Source organism: Streptomyces sp. NPDC058662 (assembly GCF_042716255.1).
GTDB lineage: Bacteria > Actinomycetota > Actinomycetes > Streptomycetales > Streptomycetaceae > Streptomyces.
On the sequence record NZ_JBHXRU010000048.1, the window covers coordinates 19,651 to 39,985 of the forward strand.

Genomic DNA, 20,335 nt, shown 5'->3' on the forward strand with positions numbered 1-20,335 from the left:
CCCACCACCGCACCACACGAGCACAGCACAGTTGCCCTCCCCGGATGCCCGGGGAGGGCAACTGCCCGTTTTCGATCAAGGCTGGCAGCCCACCATGTGGCTACGGCGGTGCGGTTCCGGTCCACATACCTTGACACCCAGACGCCCGGCACCGGACCGGACACCGCCCTGGGCAGGGGCGCGGCGAGTGCCATGCGCCTGCCCGGGGCGGCGGCAACCGTGCGTCCGTTTAGTCCTCGGGGTCAGGACGGGTCGCCGTACTGGAGGCCGCGTCCGTTGGTGCCGACGTATACGCGGCCGAAGGTGTCGGGGTCGCCAGTGATGACGCCGACGCCGCCGATGCTGCCCCACTGGTGGGCGTCGTCGTTGACGCGGAGCCAGGTGGCGCCCCCGTCGGTGGAGCGGAAGACCCCGGTGGTGTCCTTGACGGTGCCGATCAGGTAGAGGGCCTGGTAGGAGGCGCCCGGTGCGGCCTTGCCGAAGCCGAGGGCGGAGGCGGACTTCACCGTGGTGAGCCGGGTGAAGGTGCGGCCGCCGTCGGTGGAGTGCAGCAGCCCCTGTCCCCCGCCGGCGACCCACAGGTCTCCCGCGACGCCGGGGACGGCGGTGAGGCGGCCGGAGGGCAGGTTGCCGGCGCGGGCGGTGAAGGTCGCGCCCCCGTCCGTGCTGGCGTAGAGCGTGCCGCCGGCGAGCGAGTAGAAGGTCTTCGCCGAGGAGCGGTCGGCGACCACCACGGCGTCGTTGCCCAGGCCGAGGACCTTGGTCCAGCTCGCGCCCTTGTCGGTCGAGCGGTACGGGGCCTGGCCGGCCTCGGTCCAGACGATGGCGGAGCCGTCCGCCGCGAGCGCGACATGCCCGTCCTGGGCGCCGGCCACCGGCTCTGACGTGAAGCCCTTCCAGCTGTTGCCGCCGTCGGTGGAGTAGGCGCCGTCCTGCGCGCCGCCGCGGCCGACGCGGACCATCACCGAGGGGTTGGACTGGGCGAAATCGATGTCGGTGCTGTTGGTCATCATCGGGTCCTTCAGCCGCCCGGCGGGCACCGCGGTCAGGGAGTCGTGGCGGAAACCGCCCTGGTCGCCCATGGCGGTGACGACGGTGGCGCCGCCGGGCGGGGCGATCGCGTCCATCAGCGCGGTCTCCTCCAGTCCGCGCGCGCCCGCGGTCCAGTGGCTGGTGCCGCCGCTGTCGGTGGCGGTGGCGTCCTTGCTGCGCCAGATGCCGTTGCCGGTGCCGTACAGCACGTGCCCGGAGTCGAAGGGGTCGATGGCCAGGGCGGTCATCCAGTGCCCGGTGTGGGTGCCGACGTAGGGAGCGGCGGAAGCGTCCCGGACCGCCTTGCCGGCCAGCGCCTTCCAGGTCGTGCCGCCGTCGGTGGTGCGGTACACCTCGTCCTCGGGCCACCAGCGGTCGAGGGTGGTGACCATCACGGTGGACGGCTTCTGCGGGTCGACGGCCAGGCCGGAGAACCCGTAGCCGCCCTGCGACGGGGAGATGTTCCTCCACGCCCCGCCGGCCGGCGTGTGCTTCCACACCGAGCCCGCCGTCACGCCGTTGGGTCCCAGGTTGTCGGTGTACGTCAGGTACAGCGAGCCGTCACCGGAGAGCACGCCGTGCTGCGGCATCTGCCCGGTGGGCTGCCCGGGGACGGCCTGCCAGGTGGCGCCGCCGTCGGTGGAGCGGTACAGGGAGGCCGACCGGTCGGCGACGCCGACGTAGATCGTCCTGCTGCCGGCCGGGCCGTACGTCACGAAGGAGATGCCCGCGCCGCTGCCCGCCCCGTCCTTGACCGGGAACGAGGAGACCTGCCGCCATGTCACCCCGTGGTCGGTGCTGCGCCACAGGCCGTTCTTACGGCTGCCGAGGAGCAGGGTGCCGGGGCTCGCGGGGTCGATCGCCAGTCGCTCCCCCGCCCCGCGGCCGTCCTCGTTGCCGCCCAGCTTGAAGGGCAGGTCGGTGCGCTGGAAGGTACGGCCCCGGTCGGTGGAGCGCAGGATGGCGCCGTTGCCGGCCCATTCGTTGGTGTAGGTGCCCGCCGCGAGGTAGAGCCGGTCGGGTGCGACGGGGTCGGTGGCCACCGCGTCGATACCCAGCAGGTTCCAGTCCTTCTCGCCGACCCAGTCCGTCAGCGGGATCCACTGCTCGGCGGCGGTGTCCCAGCGGTAGGCGCCGCCCATGTCGGTACGCGCGTACAGCAGCCCCTTCTCACGGGGGTTGAACACCAGCCCCGTGACGTAACCGCCGCCCACCACCTGGGCGTTCCGCCACGTGTACGGGCCGGCCGCGGCCGACTGGGCGGCGGGCGCCTTCACCAGCTTCCACTGCTGGTTGGTGCTGCCCCTGCCCGGATACTGGATGATCGCCGCGCCCTGCGCCGTGGAACCGCCGGAGACGTCCAGGACCAGGCCGCTCGCGCGGGAGGTGAGGGTGACGGCCTCGGAACCGCTCACCGCGTCGATCCGCCACTCCTGGGCAGCGGATGAGCTGTCGGTCTGCTGCTCGGCGGCGGCCCGCTGGGTGGTCGAATCGCCCGCTGTGCCCAGCACCTTGCCGCTGTTGCGGTTCACCAGCTCGTAGTAGCCGCCGCTGGTGGACCTCAGCCGCCACTGCTGGTTGGCGGTGTTGTGGTCGGTCCACTGCTGGACACGGGTGCCGTCGGCGGTGGAGAAGCCGTCGACGTCCAGCACCTTGCCGCTGCGCACCGAGACCAGCCGGTAGTAGGCACTGTCGTCGACCGTCGTGGCCTGCGAGTCCTCCTGCACGAACAGGAAGTACGGCACGAGGACGGCGGGCACACCGAGCAGCAGACCGGTGGCGCTCCAGCGACGGCGGTGACGCCCGCGGGGCCCGCCGTTCATGGGGTTCTTCATCGGGGGATGTTCTCCTTGCGTATCACCGTGGATCGGGCCGGTCACCGCTGCAGGGTGAGGACGCCCGGCCGGTACGGCAGTCGGTCGTAGGGGCCGCCCGCGTCGGGGGACTTGCCCTGGTAGAGGAACTGCAGGTTGCAGGGGTCGACGGTCATGGTCTGGTCGGGGTTGGTGCGGACCAGGTCGCCGTGGCTGATGTCGTTGGTCCAGGTGGCCCCGCTGTTGGCCCTGCCGGCGAAGGGGTTGCTCTCGGTGGCGGCCTGCGGGGTCCACGAACCGTTCAGGCTGGAGGCCGTGAACGAGCGGAAGTAGCGCTGCTCGTTCGCACCCCGGGCCTCAACGATCATGAGGTACTGGTTCTGGCCCTGGACCTTGTAGACCTGCGGCGCCTCGAAGAGGTTCTTCACCGTGTCGCTCATGACCGTCGTGTACGAGGAGCCGAAGTTGCCCGGGAAGTTCCCGATCGGCATGCTCGCCCGGTAGATCTTGCCGTTGTCACCGGCGAAGAACAGGTACATGTTCTGGTCGTCGGCGATCAGGGTCTGGTCGATCGGGCCGGTGGAGGAGTTGTCGGCGCCGGGGAGGCTGCCGGTGAACAGCGGCTGCGGCGCGGACCAGCCGTTGGGGTTGGCGGGGTCGCTCGACAAGCGGTAGCTGAAGGGCGACGCGCCCCACTGGTACGCCAGCACCCAGATCTTCTTCGGCGCGAAGTAGAACAGCGTGGGCGCCACCGCGTTCTGGTTCATCCCGGTCTGGCCGGCCGACCCCATGTCCGACCAGTTCGTGAAGGGGCTGAACGCCATCGACCCGTACGAGGCTCCCCCCGCGCTCGACGCGTAGACCAGGTGCTTGCCGTTGTGCGTCACGTGGGTGAAGTCCTTCACCGCGGCCCACCCGTTCGACGGCTGCGCGAGGGCACCCGTCGAGCTCCACTTGTACGTCGAGGGCAGAGCACACGTGCCGCCGCCGCCCGTCCCGGACGGGCCGGTCCACTTCTGGTTGTCGACGGACGCGCAGGAGTACAGCTGGATCTTGGTGCCGCTGGCGGTGGCCGCACCGACGGCGTCGAGGCACAGCCCGGACTGGACGCCGGTGATCGTGCCGTTGGTGTTGATCCTCCACTGCTGGTTGGCGCCGCCGTTGCAGTCCCAGACGACCACCGCTGTGCCGTTGCCGGTGCCCTTGGCCATGGCGTCCAGGCACTTGTTGCCGTGGATCATCAGCTGCTTGCCGGAAGTGTGGGTCCAGCGCTGGTTCGTCTGGCCGTTGCAGTCCGACAGCTGCGCCCGGGTGCCGTTGACCGGGGTGGGGCCGTTGATGTCGATGCAACGACCCGAGGGGATGCCCTTGATCTCCCCGGTCGCGGTTCCGGTTCCGCCGGATGTCCCACCTGTACCGGGGGCGGTCCGGAGAGCGTTCATGACGGCGGTGTACGCGGCCTTGGGGTTGCCGTTGTTGTCGAACAGCAGGGGGCTCTCGCCGCTGCGCCAGGAGTCGCTGTCACGGATGCCCCACACCGTGATGCCGGTGCACCGGGTCACGGACAGGCAGGCTCTGACCGCGTTGGCGTAGTGGGTGGGCGACGCCTGGGCGATGTCCAGCTCGGTGATCTGGACGTCAACGCCCAGGGCCGCGAAGTTGGACAAGGTGGTCTGGAAACTGGACGGTGGGCCGCCGGCCCCGAAGTGGGCCTGGAAGCCGACGCAGTCGATCGGCACGCCGCGGGACTTGAAGTCCCTGACCATGGTGTAGACGCCCTGGGTCTTGGCGTCCGACCAGTTCTCGATGTTGTAGTCGTTGTAGCAGAGCTTGGCCGAGGAGTCGGCCGCCCGGGCCGTGCGGAACGCTTCCTCGATGAAGCCGTCGCCCAGCACGTTCTGGAACACCGAGTCGCGGTGCTTGCCGCTGCCTCCGTCGGCGAAGGCCTCGTTGACCACGTCCCAGGCGTAGACCTTGCCCTTGAAGTGGGTCATCTCGGTGGTGATGTGGTGGTTCATCACGCTGCGCAGCGTGTTCGCGTCCCCGATGGAGCCGGCCCAGGACGGGAGCTGCGAGTGCCAGACCGCGGTGTGGCCGCGCACGCGCTGGCCCTGTGCCAGGGCGCGGTTGACGATCCGGTCGGCGGGGCCGAAGTTGAAGTTGCCGCGGGACGGTTCGATGGCGTCCCACTTCATCTCGTTCTCCGGGGTGATCATGTTGAACTCCCGGTCCGCGATCGCGGCGTACTTCGAGTCGCCGAGCCTGCCGGCGGCCACAGCGGTGCCGAAGTACCTGCCCGAGGGGGCCGCCTGCGTGCCCAGGGCGGCGGCTCCGGCGGAGCTGGGCAGCAGCGTCAGGACACCGGCCACCAGCGCCGCGGCCGACAGCCCTGTCACCACGGTTCGGCGGCGCCGGCCGAGCCGGTGCAGGCCCTTCATGATTCTTCCCGGGGGCCGCGGGTCGCCCCGGGTGCCGTGCTCGTGTCCGTAGCGGCCGGTACGGCCTGATCCGTCGCGGGTCGGATGCGGTGCGGGACGTGGGCCCGTTCCCGCCCACCGGTCGCCCGGGGGTCGTGGGTGTGTCGCGTCATCGGAGCGGCTTCCTTCAGGGGATACGTCAACGGGGAAAGTCGGGGGCCTGCCGTGCCGCCATGTCCAGGTGAGCGGCGGGGAAGGCACCCCCGCATATGGAGGGCGCCCGGCTCGCGGTCCCGTAACAAAAAAGTCGCGCCGTCCGGACGATTGCCCGGTGACGCATCTCGCGGGCGGAAAGCGTTGTGCCGAGCCCTGCCGTCCGGTCGTCCGTCCGGTCGTCCCCGGGGAATGGGCGCGCCGCCCTGGTCCTCAGTGAAGGTCTCCGGGTGCTCAAGGAGCGGTTCTCAAGCCCAGGGCCCGCGCATGACGAAGGAAGCCTGGCCGGCGAAGGCCCGAGTGCCGTCGGAGCCGTCGAGCCAGACGCCGCCGTCGCGGTGGCGGAGGACCGATCCGGGATAGTTGTGCGCGTGCAAGGTCACCGACCCGGCGACCGCCCCGGGGCGCGGACAGAACGTGGCGTCCTCACGGAAGAGCTCGCTGCCGTCGTTGGGGCTCAGCCGTAGCCGCAGGTCACGATGGCGCAGATAGCGGCCGTCCGCGGCGCGGAAGGTGACGCACCGTGTGTCGGCCAGCCCCCGGACGACGGAGAAGGTGACCCGCTGCCGGGTCTGCGCGCTGCTGGACGCCGAGACTGGGCCGAGCGCCGCGAAGTCGCCGGCATACGTGAGGTACAGGGAGGGCTCGTCCACGGACTCCAGCGACTGCGCGCCCAGCCGAACCATGCCCGCGACCGCGGACGGACTCACCGGGGACGGTGCCGCCGACGTGGTACTGCGCGACGGTGTCGGCGTGGGTTCGCCGACCGCGGGAGCGGCGGTGACGCCGGGCACCCGGTGCGCCGGTTCGGGCCAGGCCGCGTAGGTGGCGGTCCCGGCGATGAGTACGGCGCCGGTGGCGAGGCCCACCAGCGGATGAGCGGCGGTCACCGCGTAGAGCTTTCCGATCAGCGGGCCGTGGAGACTCCCTCCCGCCGTCGCCGCCGTGGCCGTGGCCGTGGCCGTGCCGACGGCGATGTGGGCCGTGGCCAGGCCGGCGGCGCCGGCCGCCGTACCCGACAGCAGGCCCTTGGCGGCCAGCGCGGCGACGAGCGTGGCCGGGACCGCCATCGGCGCGAGACTGAGGAGCAGCCGCTCGACCGGAACCCGTTCTGTCGTCATCGCCGCGCAGACCGGGCATCCGCGGATGTGCCGCGCGATCCGCTTGCGCCACACCGATGTACGGAGACCGTCCCAGCCGACGACGGTCTCGTCCAACCGCGGACAGCGCGGGTCGGCCTCCAGCGCGGCGACGATCGTCCGGCTCAGTTCCAGCTGCTCGCGCATGCGTTGCAGGCGCACGCCGACGTGCGCGACCGTGAGCCCCGTCGCGGCGGCGAGGTCGTCACGGCTCAGCGAGCCGGCGCCTTCCTGCCACCACAGCGACAGCAGCACCCGATGGTCCGGGTCGAGCCACCCGCCGGCTTCGACGACCCGGCGGCGCTCGTCCGACACATGCAAACGCAGGATCGTCACGTCCTCGTGTGCGGCGCCGGCGTCCGGTATCTGCTGTGCCTCGTCGATGACCGCGGTCCGGCCGGCGACGTCGCGTTGCCGGCGCCGGTGGGTACCGATCCGGCGGAGCGCGATCGACACCAGCCAGGACCGGAAGCTCTCCGGGGCACGCAGGGCAGGCAGGTCGCGCACCACGCGCAGCAGGGTTTCCTGGACGACGTCGTCGACGTCGGCATGTCCGCTCAGCGCTCGCCCGACGATGTTGTAGAGCAACGGCAGGTACGCGGCGATCAGCTCCTCGCGCGCACGATCGTCCCCGGCCTGCGCCGCGACGACCAGCCCCGCGTGGTCCGTATCGATGATTCCCATGGGCACCTTCCTCAACCGCGGCCGCATGCTCGCCTTCCTCGCCCGGGGCCGCATGCTCGCCGCGAAGGGCGTCAGCCGGCGCGGCTCCGGGTGCCTCCGCGAGCCGCCGTCCCGGACCGCGCCGGGAGGCTCCTGCGGGAGACGATCGGCTCGCACCGGCAAGCACCTGACTTCTCGTCCTGATCCCGGCCGGTCCCTACCGTGCCGGGGTGAACCCTCCCCAGACCGCTACGGAGCCGCCCGCGGTCTGCGTGTCGACGCGGTAGCTGTCGTCCTTGGCGTCGCGCACGCCGGTGGCGTGGTTGTACTGGCCGGCGAATACGTGCTGCCCGGTCGGCACGGTACGACCCGGTTTGAGGACCCAGCGGTAGACCAGTGCTCCGCCGGCCTCCTGAACGGTGACGGTGAAGTCCTCACTCGGCAGGGTGCGCCAGTTGCCGGTGTTCCGCACGCCGCCGGTCTGGGCGATACGCAGTTCCACGGTGAGTGAGGTGAGCGGCCGGGCGGTCTTGAGAGTGACGTTGCTCTGGGCCCAGTAGACGGTGCTGTGCGGGTCCACCTCGCCCACCGACGCCAGGGGCCCGTTCTGGACCCGGCTGCTGGGCAGCGGTGTGGGGCGCGGGCCGACCGGGGCGGTGGTGGTCGGAGTCGGGGCCGGGGCCGGCGGGGCGGGGGTGACCGGCGCGATGGGGGTGGTGGGGGTGGTGGGAGCCGACGGCGTCGCACGGGGAGGAATCGTCGGGGACGGGGTCGCGGGGGCGGTGGCGCTGTCCGACGGGGGCGGAGTCCGGGCGATGCCCGCGACCGCGAGACCACCGGTGGCCAGGGTGGCGGTGATGGCGAGGCCCGCGAGGGCGGCCTTGGGCCACGATCTGGCGGCGGACGGTGTGCGGTGGCGGACGGTGCTCTCGGCCGCGCCGCGTTCCAGCCGGGCCAGGATCCTGGCGCGATCGGGCCGGTGGGCCTCGGCGGCGTCGTGCAGCCGGCGGGTGATGTCCTCGTTCACCGGTTCCGCCTCCCCGCCACCAGGTCGCCGACCGCTCGCGCGCCAAGTATCCGTTCCAACTCGGCCATTCCCTTCGAGGTCTGGCTCTTGACCGTACCGACCGATATGCCCAGCGCGGCCGCGGTGTCCTTCTCCGACAGGTCGAAGGCGTGGCGCAGCACCACGCACGACCGCTTCCGGAACGGCAGCCGGGCGAGCGCCGTGCGTACGTCCAGTACGGCCGCCACGTCCGGCCCCTCTACCCGCTCCGGACCGCGGGACCAGAACAGCGCGATCCGGCGCCGCTCGCGCACGGCGCTGCGGATCCGTTCCCGCGCCATGTTGGCGACGACGCCGCGCGCGTAGGCGAGCGGGTGGTCGGCCTTGCGCAGCCGGTCCCAGCGCTGCCACAGGGCTACCAGGGCATCCGCGGCGAGGTCGTCGGCCGCGTCCGTCTCGCCGGTCAGGAGATGGGCGAGACGGGCCAGTTCGGCGTAGTGGCGTTCGAAGAAGTCGTGGAACTCCGCGGACGCGTCATGAAGGAGCATCTCCCCCGCTCGCCCTCTCCCTGCGGTGTGCGCTGCGGTGTGCGCGTTAACAATCAGCCGGAGCGTAACAGTGCCCGTCCCCGCGTCCGGGCAGTGGCCGACGCCGGGGGCGGAGCTGTGACGGTGGGTGGACGGCATGGTCAATGCCTGGCGAACTGGACGCGGGTCTGTTGCGCGACGTCCGGTCTCAGTGCGATGCCCTCGACGGTCAGTTGTTCTCCGTAGAGGTCGGTGACCCTGATCGCTCCGCCGCATCCGCCGCCGTCGGTGGAGAGGAAGTAGTTGTATTCGGTGCGGGGCAGCTTCCGCCAGCCGGTGGCGGTCCGGAGCTCAAGCACCGCCACCGGGTTCCGGTGCCCGATCACCTGGACGCCGCACCAGAAGCGGCTGGACCCGGTCTTGTACCGGAGGGAGAGCGCGTCGGGCGCCGCGGGGCTCAGCAGCGTCCAGGTGATGGGGATCCGGCCGAGTGCGGGGTTCGCGAGTTCGGCGAAGGCCTGTCGGCTGAGGTCGAGTTGCCCGGGTGCGCAGGGCAGGGGGCACTCGTTGACGATCCGCACCGTGATGGACTTCCCGTTGGCGGCGCGGACCAGCACGTACGCCCCGCACGCCCTGGCCGACTCGTAGTCGGTGTGGTTCATCGCCGCGATCATGAGATCACCGGACGGTCCGTACAGGCAGGCACCGTCGCCGTCACCCGCGGCGTAGGACGTCGCGACTCCCCGGTAGCTGACCGAGGGCTTGATCCGTCCGGGCGAAGCGGCTCCCGGTTCCGTGCGCGCCGGCCTGGAGGCGGAGGGCGTCGGGACACCGGTTGCTGACACCGGGGGCGGGCTGGTGACCGTCGGTCGCGTCGATGCGGTCGCGGCGCCGACCACCGCTGCCGACGGCCCTGCCGACGACACCGAACCGGACGGTACGTTCGTCGGGGCAGCCGCTACGGACGCCTCGGCGGGGATCCCGGCACCGGACCGGCTCCCGGGGAGGAGCGTGAGGGCCAGGCCGGCCAGCACACCGACGGCCGCCACCGCCACCGGAATGCCGACGGCCGCCCCGCGTCTGCTCCGCGGCCGCGGCCGCGGCCGCGGAGCACCGTGTTTCGTCGTCCTCATGCCCATCCGTTATGTCCATCCGTTCGGTAGATCGAGTCGGCCTCGCACTTCTCAGTGGCCGCCGCAGGCGAAAAGGTTGCCGCGCCGTGCCGGTCCGGTCCGGTCCGGTCCGGTACCGATGCCGCCGGGGCCGGGGCGGGCTCCGCGCACGGCCGCCCGCCTCGCCGCGGGGGCCTGGCCTCCACAGGCTGCGACCACTCATGTGATCGCGAACAAGCGAACAAATACACTCTCGCGAGCACTCATGAGACAGTCGTCGTGTCTGCGAAGCCCTGCGCCATCGGCCGGATCCCGGCAGCGGTCCCACCGTCGAAGCGCGGTCACTCGTAGGCGCTGAGCGGCTGCGATCCGCACTGGTACGACCGATGAGGGGGCCTTGAGTGGGAACTGCAAGCACCGAGCCGGAGTCCCGCCAGCCTGTGATGGCGGATGTGGCGCGGGTCGCCGGCGTGTCCCACCAGACCGTGTCCCGAGTGCTGAACGGCGCACCGCACGTCCGGCCCGACACCCGCGACCGGGTGCTCGCCGCCATCCGGGAGCTGGACTACCGCCCCAACTCGGCAGCCCGCGCGCTGGTCACCCGCCGCTCCCAGACCCTGGGCGTGGTCAGTTTCGGCAGCGCGCTCTACGGGCCCGCCTCGATGCTGGACGGGATCGAGCAGGCCGCGCGCAGTGCGGGGTACTTCGTCAGCGTCGCGAGCCTGCGTTCGCTCGACAGCCGCTCCGTACAGGAGGCGGTGGACCGGCTCCGCGACCAGGGCGTAGAGGGCATCGTCGTCATCGCGCCGCAGATCTCGGCGGTGAGCGCGGTGGCGAAGCTGTCCAGTGCGGTGCCGGTGGTCGCGGTCGGGTCGGGCAGCCAGTCCCGCGTGCCGATGGTCGCCGTCGACAACGAGTCGGGCGCGACGGCAGCCACCCGGCACCTGCTGGACCTCGGGCATGCCACGGTCCACCACGTCGCCGGCCCGTCCGGCTGGCTGGAGACCAAGACCCGGCAGGACGGCTGGCGCAAGGCGCTGGAGGCGCACGGCGCCGAGGTGCCGCCGGTACAGAGCGGCGACTGGAGCGCGCGGTCCGGGTACGAGGCCGGACTGCGGATCGCCGAGGATCCCCTGGTCACGGCGGTCTTCTGCGCCAACGACCACATGGCACTCGGTCTGCTCCGCGCGTTCCACGAGGCGGGACGGGCGATTCCCGGGGACATCAGCGTGGTCGGGTTCGACGACATTCCCGAAGCCGCGTACTTCGCCCCGCCGCTGACCACCGTGCGTCAGGACTTCGGTGAGCTGGGACGCCGCGCTCTTGAGCTGCTGGTGGAGGAGCTGACCGGCGTCGGCCACGCCCGCAGCCACGTGCTGATCTCGCCGGAGATGGTGCTGCGGCGCAGTGCCGGCCCGGTGGCGCGCCGATAGCCGGCCGCCCGCGGACGGCCCGGTCAAGATTGGGTAACGGCGTGACGGCCCTCTTGTCCCCGAAATTGTGAGCGCTAACAATCGCACTCAAGCGAGACGGCCCCGCTACCTCCCGTTCACACGGACGGCGCGGGCCGCACCGCCGTCCGCGCCAACGCCGCACCGGGTGCCTGTCACCCCCGGCGTTGCCTCCACCGCCTCCCGCGCCGGCCGGTCTGCCCGGTCGATCTACCCGCGGTCGATCTCCCCGCGGTCGATCCGTCGGCGCCGGGAGCGGCCTCCCCACCCGAGAGGAATCCCCAGATGTCCAAGAGAGCTGCGGCGGCCCTGGTCGCCGGCGCGATGGTCGCCGTTCTGTCCGCTTGCGGTTCCGGCGGCGGCTCGGCCGACGGCAAGGACTCCGGAGGTCGGCTCACCGTGGGCTTCTCCCAGGTCGGTGCGGAGAGCGGGTGGCGCACGGCCAACACCAAGTCCGTCCAGGACGCGGCCAAGAAGGCCGGGATCACGCTGAAGTTCTCCGACGCCCAGCAGAAGCAGGAGAACCAGATCAAGGCCATCCGCTCGTTCATCCAGCAGAAGGTGGACGTCATCGCCTTCTCGCCCGTGGTCGAGTCGGGCTGGGACACCGTACTCAAGGAGGCCAAGGCCGCCCGCATCCCGGTCGTTCTGACCGACCGCGCGGTGGACTCCGAGGACGAGTCGCTCTATGCCACCTTCCTCGGCTCGGACTTCGTCGAGGAGGGCAAGAAGGCCGGCGACTGGCTGGTGAAGGAGTACCAGGGCAAGAGCGACGCGGTGAACATCGTGGAGCTGCAGGGCACCACCGGCTCCGCCCCGGCCAACGACCGCAAGTCGGGCTTCGCCGACGTGATCAGGACGGACGGCAAGTTCAGGATCACGGCCTCTCAGACCGGCGACTTCACGCGCGCCAAGGGCAAGGAGGTCATGCAGGCCTTCCTGAAGTCCCAGCCGAGGATCGACGTGCTCTACGCGCACAACGACGACATGGCGCTCGGCGCCATCCAGGCCATCGAGGAAGCCGGGAAGAAGCCCGGCACCGACATCAAGATCATCTCGGTCGACGGTGTCAGGGACGCCTTCACCGCGATGAGCCAGGGCAAGATCAACGTCCTCGTCGAGTGCAACCCCCTGCTGGGCGACCAGCTGATGGACCTGGTCAAGAAGGTCGAGGCCGGCGAACAGGTGCCGCGCCGGATCAAGACCGAGGAGGGCGTCTTCACCCAGGACCAGGCCGCGGCCGCCCTGCCGACCCGCCAGTACTGACCGGCCCGAGACAGGGGCTGCCCGGATCCGCCCCGGCCGGCCCCGGTCGCGACCACGAGAGGAGGGGGCGGATGCCTGCGCACCCTGCACAGCAGCCGGTCCTGGAAGTACGCGGGATCCGCAAGGAGTTCCCGGGCGTGGTGGCGCTGGACGGGGTCGACTTCCGGCTCCTCCCCGGCGAGGTGCACGCCCTGATGGGCGAGAACGGCGCCGGCAAGTCCACGCTGATCAAGGTGCTCACCGGCGTCTACGCGTCGGACGGCGGAGAGGTCGTACTGAACGGCCGGCCCGTGCACATCCCCGGCCCGCTGCAGGCGCAGCAGGCCGGGATCAGCACGGTGTACCAGGAGGTCAACCTCTGCCTGAACCTGTCGGTCGCGGAGAACATCTTTATCGGCCGCGAACCGCGCCGCCTCGGACTCATCCACTGGTCGGCCCTTCGTCGCCGCGCCGCTGAACTGGTCGCCGACCTCGACCTTGACATCGACGTCACCGCCCCACTGGGCAGCTACTCGCTCGCGGTCCAGCAGCTGGTCGCGATCGTCCGGGCGGTGGACGTCTCGGCCAAGGTGCTGATCCTGGACGAGCCGACCTCCAGCCTGGACCGCGACGAGGTGCGGCAACTGTTCGCGGTGATAAGTCGGTTGCGCGACCAGGGCGTGGCGATCCTGTTCGTGTCGCACTTCCTGGACCAGATCTACGAGATCTGCGACCGGATGACCATCCTGCGCAACGGAAAGCTGGAGGGTGAGTACCCGGTCAGTGAGCTGAGCCAGGTCGAGCTGGTGGCCCGCATGATCGGCGGCGAACTGGGGAGCCTGGAGGAGCTGTCGGGCACCACGCGTCACGAGCGCGCCGCCGAAGCCGGAACCACCCCGTTCCTGAGCGCCGACGGCCTGGGTCGCACCGGCGCGATCGAGCCGTACGACCTCACCATTCGGCCCGGCGAAGTCGTGGGTCTCGCAGGCTTGTTGGGGTCGGGGCGTACGGAGGCGGCCCGCCTGCTGTTCGGCGCCGACCGCTGTTCCCAGGGCTCGGTGCGGATCGAGGATGCCACCGTGGCGCTGCGCACGCCGCGCGCCGCGATCTCGTACGGGATCGCCTTCTGCTCGGAGGACCGCAAGAACGAGGGTCTGGTGGCGGAGTTGACGGTACGCGAGAACATCATCCTGGCCCTGCAGGCGGCCCGCGGCTGGACGCGACCGCTCTCCCGCTCCACGCAGGACGAGATCGCGCTGCGCTGGATCCGGTCCCTGGACATCCGCCCGGACAACCCCGAGGCGCTGGTACGCCATCTCAGCGGCGGCAACCAGCAGAAGGTACTGCTGGCTCGCTGGCTGATCACCGACCCCCGGCTGTTGATCCTCGACGAGCCGACCCGGGGCATCGACGTCGGCGCCAAGGCCGAGATCCAGAAGTTGGTGGCCGCGCTGGCCCGGGACGGCATGTCGGTGCTGTTCATCTCGGCCGAGCTGGAGGAGGTTCTGCGGCTCAGCCACCGGGTGGGTGTGCTGCGGGACCGCCGGCTGGTCGCCGAGCTGGCGAACGACGGATCGCTCACTCCCGAGCGCATCATGGCGACGATCGCGAGCGGAGCCCGGACATGACCAAGCACCGCCTCTTCTGGCCCGCCGCCGTGCTCGCGGCCCTGCTGCTGGCCAACGTGCTGTTCACCCCGGACTTCCTCGCGATCCGGGTCAAGGACGGGCACCTGTACGGCAGCCTGATCGACATCCTCCACTTCGGCGCCCCGCTGATCCTGGTGGCGCTCGGCATGACGCTGGTCATCGCGACCAGCGGCATCGACCTCTCGGTCGGCTCCACCGTCGCCATCGCGGGCGCGCTGGCCTGCCTGCACATCAGCGGCGCGGCCGACCCGGCAAGCCCGGGCACGGTGTTCGGCGCCGTAGCCGTCGCCCTGGCGGTGGCCCTCGTCCTGGGGCTGGTCAACGGCGTACTGGTGGCGGCGGTCGGTGTCCAGCCGATCATCGCCACCCTCATCCTGATGGTGGCCGGACGCGGGGTCGCCCAGCTGGTGACGGACGGCCAGATCGTCACCGTCACCAGCGCGCCCTACAAGCTGATCGGCGGCGGTTACTGGCTCACCATGCCGTTCGCGATCCTGCTCGCGGTCGCGGTGGCGCTGCTGACGTCGCTGCTGACCCGGCGTACGGCGCTCGGGCTGCTGCTGGAGTCGGTCGGCGGCAACCCGGTCGCCAGCCGCCTGGTCGGCATCCGGGCGATGGGCCTGATATGCCTGGTCTACGTCTTCAGCGCGCTGTGCGCCGCGGTGGCCGGTCTCATGATCAGCTCGAACGTCTCCAGTGCGGACGGCAACAACGCCGGGCTCTGGATCGAGCTGGACGCCATCCTCGCCGTGGTGGTCGGCGGCACCGCGCTGACCGGCGGACGGTTCTCGCTCGGCGGCACGGTGATCGGTGCGCTGATCATCCAGACCCTGTCCACCACCGTCTACACCATCGGCATCCCGCCGGAGACCACCCTGGTCTTCAAGGCCTTCGTGGTGATCGCGGTCTGCCTGATCCAGTCACCCGCCTTCCGGGCCAGGGCGGCGCGCCGACGGGCCCGGACCGGGCGCGGCACGAGGCCGCGTCCGCTGACGACAGAGAACACGGAGGTGGGGGCATGAGCGCGATCACGGCAGCGCGTGGCCGCGCGTACATTCCGCTGCTGGTCACATCGGCCCTACTGGTATCGATGTTCGGCGCCGGATCCGTCCAGTACGACGGATTCTTCTCCGGGCAGGTGCTGCTCAACCTGCTCATCGACAACGCCTTCCTGCTGGTGGTCGCCATCGGGATGACCTTCGTGGTGCTGACCGGAGGCATCGACCTGTCCGTCGGCGCGATGGTCGCACTGTCGACGATGGTCTCCGCCTGGCTGGTGGAACAGCACGGCTGGCCGCCGCTGCTGGTGATCCCGCTGGTCCTGGCCGTGGGGACGGGCGCCGGGCTCGCGATGGGGTGGGTGATCCACTCCTTCGAGATCCAACCGTTCATCGTGACGCTCGCCGGCATGTTCCTGGCCCGCGGCCTCTGCTACACGATCAGCATCGACTCGATCTCCCTCACCGACCCGACCTATACGGCCCTCGCCCAGACCCGGATCCCCCTGCCCGGCGGCCTGTTCGTCTCGCCGAGTGTTCTGATCGCGGTAGGTGTGCTGGGGGTCGCGTTCGTGGTCCTGCACCACACCCGGCTGGGCCGGAACGTGTACGCGCTGGGCGGCAGCGAGCAGTCGGCCCGGCTGATGGGGCTTCCGGCCGGGCGGACGAAGATCACCGTGTACGCCGTCAGCGGCTTCTGCTCGGCGCTCGGGGGCGTCCTGCTGACCTTCTACATGCTCTCCGGCTACGGGCTCCACGCGATGGGCCTGGAGCTGGACGCGATCGCGGCGGTGGTGATCGGCGGGACGCTCCTGACCGGAGGGTCCGGATACCTGCTGGGGACCGCGCTGGGGGTGCTCGTACTGGGCCTGATCCAGACCGTCATCAGCTTCCAGGGCACGCTCAGCTCGTGGTGGACCAGGATCGTGGTCGGCGGCCTGCTGTTCGTCTTCATCCTGCTCCAGCGCCTGATCGCCGGCCGTCGCACGGTCTGATCGGCTGGAGGAGGACCTGCCCTTGACAGCCAGTTTGTTAACGCTAACAATCACCGGGCGCTGCCCCCTGCGGCATCGCTGCGCCCTCTCGGGGCTCCGTACGAAGGATGTGAAGTGACCGTGACGACCGTGCCCCCTCCCCCCCGGACCGCGGAGAGCCATGTCGTGGGTGTCGACTTCGGCACGCTCTCCGGCCGGGCCGTGGTGGTCCGCGTACGCGACGGCGAGGAGGTCGGCTCCGCCGTCCACGTGTACCCGCACGGCGTCATCGACCGTGAACTCCCCACCACCGGTCAGCCCCTGCCCCCCGACTGGGCCCTCCAGCACCCCGAGGACTGGCGCGAGGTGCTGCGTACCGCCGTCCCCGCCGCCGTGGCCGCGAGCGGCATCGACCCGGCCGCCGTCATCGGCATCGCCACCGACTTCACCGCCTGCACCGTCCTCCCCGTACGGGCCGACGGCACCCCGCTCGCCGAGACCGCGCTGGGCGTTCGCCCGCACGCCTGGCCCAAGCTGTGGAAGCACCACGCCGCCCAGGGCCAGGCCGACCGCATCAACCACCTCGCCCACCTGCGCGCCGAGAAGTGGATCTCCCGCTACGGCGGCAGGATCTCCGCCGAGTGGCAGTACGCCAAGGCGCTCCAGGTCCTGGAGGAGGACCCGGACACCTACGCCGCCACCGAGCGCTGGATCGAGGCGGCGGACTGGATCGTCTGGCAGCTCGCGGGCGTCGAGACCCGCAACACCTGCACGGCGGGATACAAGGGCATCCACCAGGACGGCCACTACCCCAGCGAGGACTACCTCGCCGCCCTGCACCCCGATTTCGCCGACTTCGCGCGCACCCGGCTGGAGCACCCGCTGTCGCCGCTGGGATCCCGGGCCGGCTCCCTCACCGCCGAGGCGGCCGCCTGGACCGGGCTGCCCGAGGGCATCGCCGTCGCCGCCGGCAACGTCGACGCCCATGTCGCGGCTCCTGCCGCCCAGGCCGTCGAGAACGGCCGGCTGCTCGCCATCATGGGCACCTCCACCTGCCATGTCGTCAACGGCCCCGCCCTCGCCGACGTCCCCGGGATCTGCGGAGTCGTCGACGGCGGCATCGTCGAGGGCGCCTACGGCTACGAGGCCGGGCAGAGCGCGGTCGGCGACATCTTCGCCTGGTGGCTGCGCCAGGGCGTCCCGACCCACTACCGCGCGGAGGCCGAAGCCAACGGCGAGGACCTGCACCAACTGCTGTCCCGCAAGATCGCCGGCCAGCCCGTCGGCGGCCACGGCCTGGTCGCCCTCGACTGGATGAACGGAAACCGCTCCACCCTCGTCGACCACCACCTCACCGGCGTCATCGTCGGCCTCACCCTCACCACCCGCCCCGAGGAGATCTACCGCGCCCTGCTGGAGGCCACCGCCTTCGGCACCCGCACCATCATCGACGCCCTGGAGCGGGGCGGCGTCCCCGTCACCGAGTTCACAGTGGCCGGCGGGCTGAAGAAGAACCCCCTGCTCATGCAGATCTACGCCGACGTGCTGCGCCGCCCCGTCTCCCTCGCCGAGTCCGCCCAGGGCCCCGCCCTCGGCTCCGCCATCCACGCCGCCGTCGCCGCCGGCGCGCACCCGGACGTACGCACCGCGGCCGCGGCCATGGGCCGGGTACGCCGCGGCGCCTACCAGCCGGACACCGCGCGCGCCGACGCGTACGACTGCCTCTACGCCGAGTACCGCGCCCTGCACGACCACTTCGGCACCGGCCCCGACAAGCTCCTCCACCGCCTCCGTGCCCTGCGCAACGCGGCGCTCACCGCCCCGCGAACCGACCCCGAGGCCGTCCCGGCCGCCCAGAAGAGCGAGGTCCGTCCATGAGTTCCCCGACAGATCAGCTGCGCCGCCAGGTCAGCGACCTCCACCAGGAGCTGGTCCGCTACGACCTCGTCGCCTGGACGGCCGGCAACGTCTCGGCCCGCGTCCCCGGCGAGGACCTGCTGGTGATCAAGCCGAGCGGTATCCCGTACGACGAGCTGACGCCCTGGAACATGATCCTCTGCGATCTGGACGGCAACGTCGTCGAGGGCGACCAGTCCCCGTCCTCGGACACCGCCGCGCACGCCTACGTCTACCGCCACATGCCCGAGGTCGGCGGAGTGGTCCACACCCACTCGACGTACGCGAGCGCTTGGGCCGCGCGCGGTGAGGCCGTGCCCTGCGTACTGACCGCCATGGCCGACGAGTTCGGCGCCGAGATCCCCGTCGGCCCCTTCGCGCTGATCGGCGACGACTCCATCGGCCGGGGCATCGTCGAGACCCTCCGGGGCCACCGCTCGCCGGCCGTCCTGATGAAGAGCCACGGTGTCTTCACCATCGGCAAGGACGCCAGGGCCGCCGTCAAGGCCGCCGTGATGTGCGAGGACGTCGCCCGCACCGTCCACATCTCCCGCCAGCTCGGCGAGCCCCTGCCGATAGCGCAGGACGACATCGACCGCCTCCACCACCGCTACCAGAACGTGTACGGCCAGCAGCGCGCCGCCCGCTAAGGAGAACCACGCCCCATGAAGGCACAGAAGGCAATCGAGGGCCGCGAGGTCTGGTTCCTGACCGGCAGCCAAGGGCTGTACGGCGACGACACCTTGCGCCAGGTCGCAGAGCAGTCCCGCCGGATCGCCGACGCCCTCGGCGACTCCGGCATCCCGGTGAACATCGTCTGGAAGCCCGTACTCACCGACGCCGGCGCGATCCGGCGGGTCTGCCTGGACGCCAACGCGGACGACACCTGCATCGGCCTCATCGCCTGGATGCACACCTTCTCCCCGGCGAAGATGTGGATCGCGGGCCTGGACGCCCTGCGCAAGCCGCTGCTCCACCTGCACACCCAGGCCGACGCCGCACTGCCCTGGGCGTCGATCGACATGGACTTCATGAACCTGAACCAAGCGGCCCACGGGGACCGCGAGTTCGGCTTCATCCAGACCCGGCTCGGTGTCGCCCGCAAGACCGTCGCCGGACACGTCAGCGACCCCTCGGTGGCTGCGCGGATCGCCTCCTGGGCCCGGGCCGCGGCCGGCCGCTCCGAGCTGCGGAGCCTCAAGCTGGCGCGGTTCGGCGACAACATGCGCGACGTCGCCGTGACCGAGGGCGACAAGGTCGAGGCCCAACTCCGCTTCGGCGTCTCGGTCAACACCTACGGCGTCAACGACCTGGTCGCAGCCGTCGACGCGGCCGCCGACACCGGGGTGACCGAGCTGGTCAAGGAGTACGAGGACACCTACCGCCTCGCCCCCGAACTCCGCGCCGACGGGGACCGGCACGACTCCCTGCGCTACGCCGCGCGGATCGAACTCGGCCTGCGCGGGTTCCTGGCGGACGGCGGCTTCCACGCCTTCACCACCAACTTCGAGGACCTCGGCGGCCTGCGCCAGCTACCGGGCCTGGCGGTGCAGCGGCTGATGGCCGACGGCTACGGATTCGGCGGCGAAGGCGACTGGAAGACCTCCGTCCTGCTGCGCACGCTCAAGGTGATGTCCACCGGGCTGCGGGGCGGCACCTCCTTCATGGAGGACTACACCTACCACCTGGAGCCGGGGCGGGAGCTGATCCTGGGCGCGCACATGCTGGAGGTCTGCCCGACCATCGCGTCGGACGTGCCGTCCTGCGAGATCCACCCCTTGGGCATCGGCGGCCGCGAGGACCCGGTCCGCCTCGTCTTCGACGCCCGGCCCGGTCCCGCCGTCGTGGTCGGGCTGGCCGACATGGGCGACCGCTTCCGCCTCGTCGCCAACGAGATCGACGTGGTCGAGCCCCTCGAACCGCTGCCGAACCTCCCCGTCGCGCGCGCCGTCTGGCAGCCGCGCCCGAACCTGCGCACCTCCACCGAGGCGTGGCTGACCGCCGGCGCGCCCCACCACACCGTGCTGTCCAGCGCGATCGGGACCGAGGAGCTGGGCGACCTCGCCGACATCCTCGCCACCGAGCTGCTGGTCATCGACACGGACACCACGATCCGCCGGTTCACCCAGGAGATCCGCTGGAACCAGGCCTACCACCGCCTGGCCCAGGGCTTCTGACGCGGACGGCGGGCGGGGTCCT

14 protein-coding genes are annotated in these 20,335 nt (G+C 71.2%); 8 read left to right on the forward strand and 6 right to left on the reverse strand.

All coding sequences use genetic code 11. The features are described from left to right. Positions 1-242: 242 nt before the first annotated feature. The 6 genes from ACFWUQ_RS18425 to ACFWUQ_RS18450 all read right to left on the reverse strand — a co-directional run bounded on the left by ACFWUQ_RS18425 (position 243) and on the right by ACFWUQ_RS18450 (position 9,950). A complete protein-coding gene (locus tag ACFWUQ_RS18425; protein ID WP_384538961.1) occupies positions 243-2,867 on the reverse strand; it encodes an RICIN domain-containing protein in 2,625 nt (874 codons plus the stop codon). Between the two features lie 41 nt (positions 2,868-2,908). Next, positions 2,909-5,284, reverse strand: coding sequence for a non-reducing end alpha-L-arabinofuranosidase family hydrolase (locus ACFWUQ_RS18430; RefSeq protein ID WP_384538963.1), 2,376 nt, complete (start codon positions 5,282-5,284; stop codon positions 2,909-2,911). 440 nt (positions 5,285-5,724) lie between these two features. After that, positions 5,725-7,299, reverse strand: coding sequence for a sigma-70 family RNA polymerase sigma factor (locus tag ACFWUQ_RS18435; protein WP_384538964.1), 1,575 nt, complete (start codon positions 7,297-7,299; stop codon positions 5,725-5,727). Positions 7,300-7,495: 196 nt separating this feature from the next. Continuing rightward, the gene (locus ACFWUQ_RS18440; protein ID WP_384538965.1) at positions 7,496-8,305 is read right to left on the reverse strand and encodes a hypothetical protein; all 810 of its coding nucleotides are present in this window, start codon (positions 8,303-8,305) and stop codon (positions 7,496-7,498) included. Continuing rightward, positions 8,302-8,832, reverse strand: a complete 531-nt coding sequence (locus ACFWUQ_RS18445; protein WP_384538967.1) for a SigE family RNA polymerase sigma factor — start codon at positions 8,830-8,832, stop codon at positions 8,302-8,304. The genes ACFWUQ_RS18440 and ACFWUQ_RS18445 overlap by 4 nt, the downstream gene beginning before the upstream one ends. 140 nt (positions 8,833-8,972) lie before the next feature. After that, the gene (locus ACFWUQ_RS18450) at positions 8,973-9,950 is read right to left on the reverse strand and encodes an expansin EXLX1 family cellulose-binding protein (RefSeq protein WP_384538969.1); all 978 of its coding nucleotides are present in this window, start codon (positions 9,948-9,950) and stop codon (positions 8,973-8,975) included. Between the two features lie 416 nt (positions 9,951-10,366). Here ACFWUQ_RS18450 and ACFWUQ_RS18455 point away from each other — a divergent pair, with 416 nt between their 5' ends. The 8 genes from ACFWUQ_RS18455 (at position 10,367) to araA (ending at position 20,313) form a co-directional block, all read left to right on the forward strand. After that, positions 10,367-11,356, forward strand: coding sequence for a LacI family DNA-binding transcriptional regulator (locus ACFWUQ_RS18455; RefSeq protein ID WP_384538989.1), 990 nt, complete (start codon positions 10,367-10,369; stop codon positions 11,354-11,356). Positions 11,357-11,659: 303 nt separating this feature from the next. Continuing rightward, positions 11,660-12,640, forward strand: a complete 981-nt coding sequence (locus tag ACFWUQ_RS18460; RefSeq protein WP_384538971.1) for an ABC transporter substrate-binding protein — start codon at positions 11,660-11,662, stop codon at positions 12,638-12,640. 71 nt (positions 12,641-12,711) lie between these two features. Next, positions 12,712-14,247, forward strand: a complete 1,536-nt coding sequence (locus tag ACFWUQ_RS18465; protein WP_384538972.1) for a sugar ABC transporter ATP-binding protein — start codon at positions 12,712-12,714, stop codon at positions 14,245-14,247. Then, positions 14,244-15,290 (forward strand): ABC transporter permease, encoded by a 1,047-nt coding sequence (locus ACFWUQ_RS18470; protein ID WP_384538974.1) that lies wholly within the window; start codon positions 14,244-14,246, stop codon positions 15,288-15,290. The genes ACFWUQ_RS18465 and ACFWUQ_RS18470 overlap by 4 nt, the downstream gene beginning before the upstream one ends. After that, a complete protein-coding gene (gene yjfF, locus ACFWUQ_RS18475; protein ID WP_384538976.1) occupies positions 15,287-16,261 on the forward strand; it encodes a galactofuranose ABC transporter, permease protein YjfF in 975 nt (324 codons plus the stop codon). Before ACFWUQ_RS18470 ends, yjfF begins: the two co-directional genes overlap by 4 nt. Before the next feature lie 120 nt (positions 16,262-16,381). Beyond that, entirely contained in the window at positions 16,382-18,118 is a 1,737-nt protein-coding gene (locus tag ACFWUQ_RS18480) for a ribulokinase (RefSeq protein ID WP_384538991.1), read from the forward strand. Next, positions 18,115-18,786 carry an L-ribulose-5-phosphate 4-epimerase gene (locus ACFWUQ_RS18485; RefSeq protein ID WP_384538977.1) on the forward strand — a complete coding sequence of 224 codons (672 nt, stop codon included), beginning with the start codon at positions 18,115-18,117 and terminating at the stop codon, positions 18,784-18,786. The genes ACFWUQ_RS18480 and ACFWUQ_RS18485 overlap by 4 nt, the downstream gene beginning before the upstream one ends. Before the next feature lie 15 nt (positions 18,787-18,801). Next, the gene (gene araA, locus ACFWUQ_RS18490) at positions 18,802-20,313 is read left to right on the forward strand and encodes an L-arabinose isomerase (protein WP_384538978.1); all 1,512 of its coding nucleotides are present in this window, start codon (positions 18,802-18,804) and stop codon (positions 20,311-20,313) included. Positions 20,314-20,335: the final 22 nt, after the last annotated feature.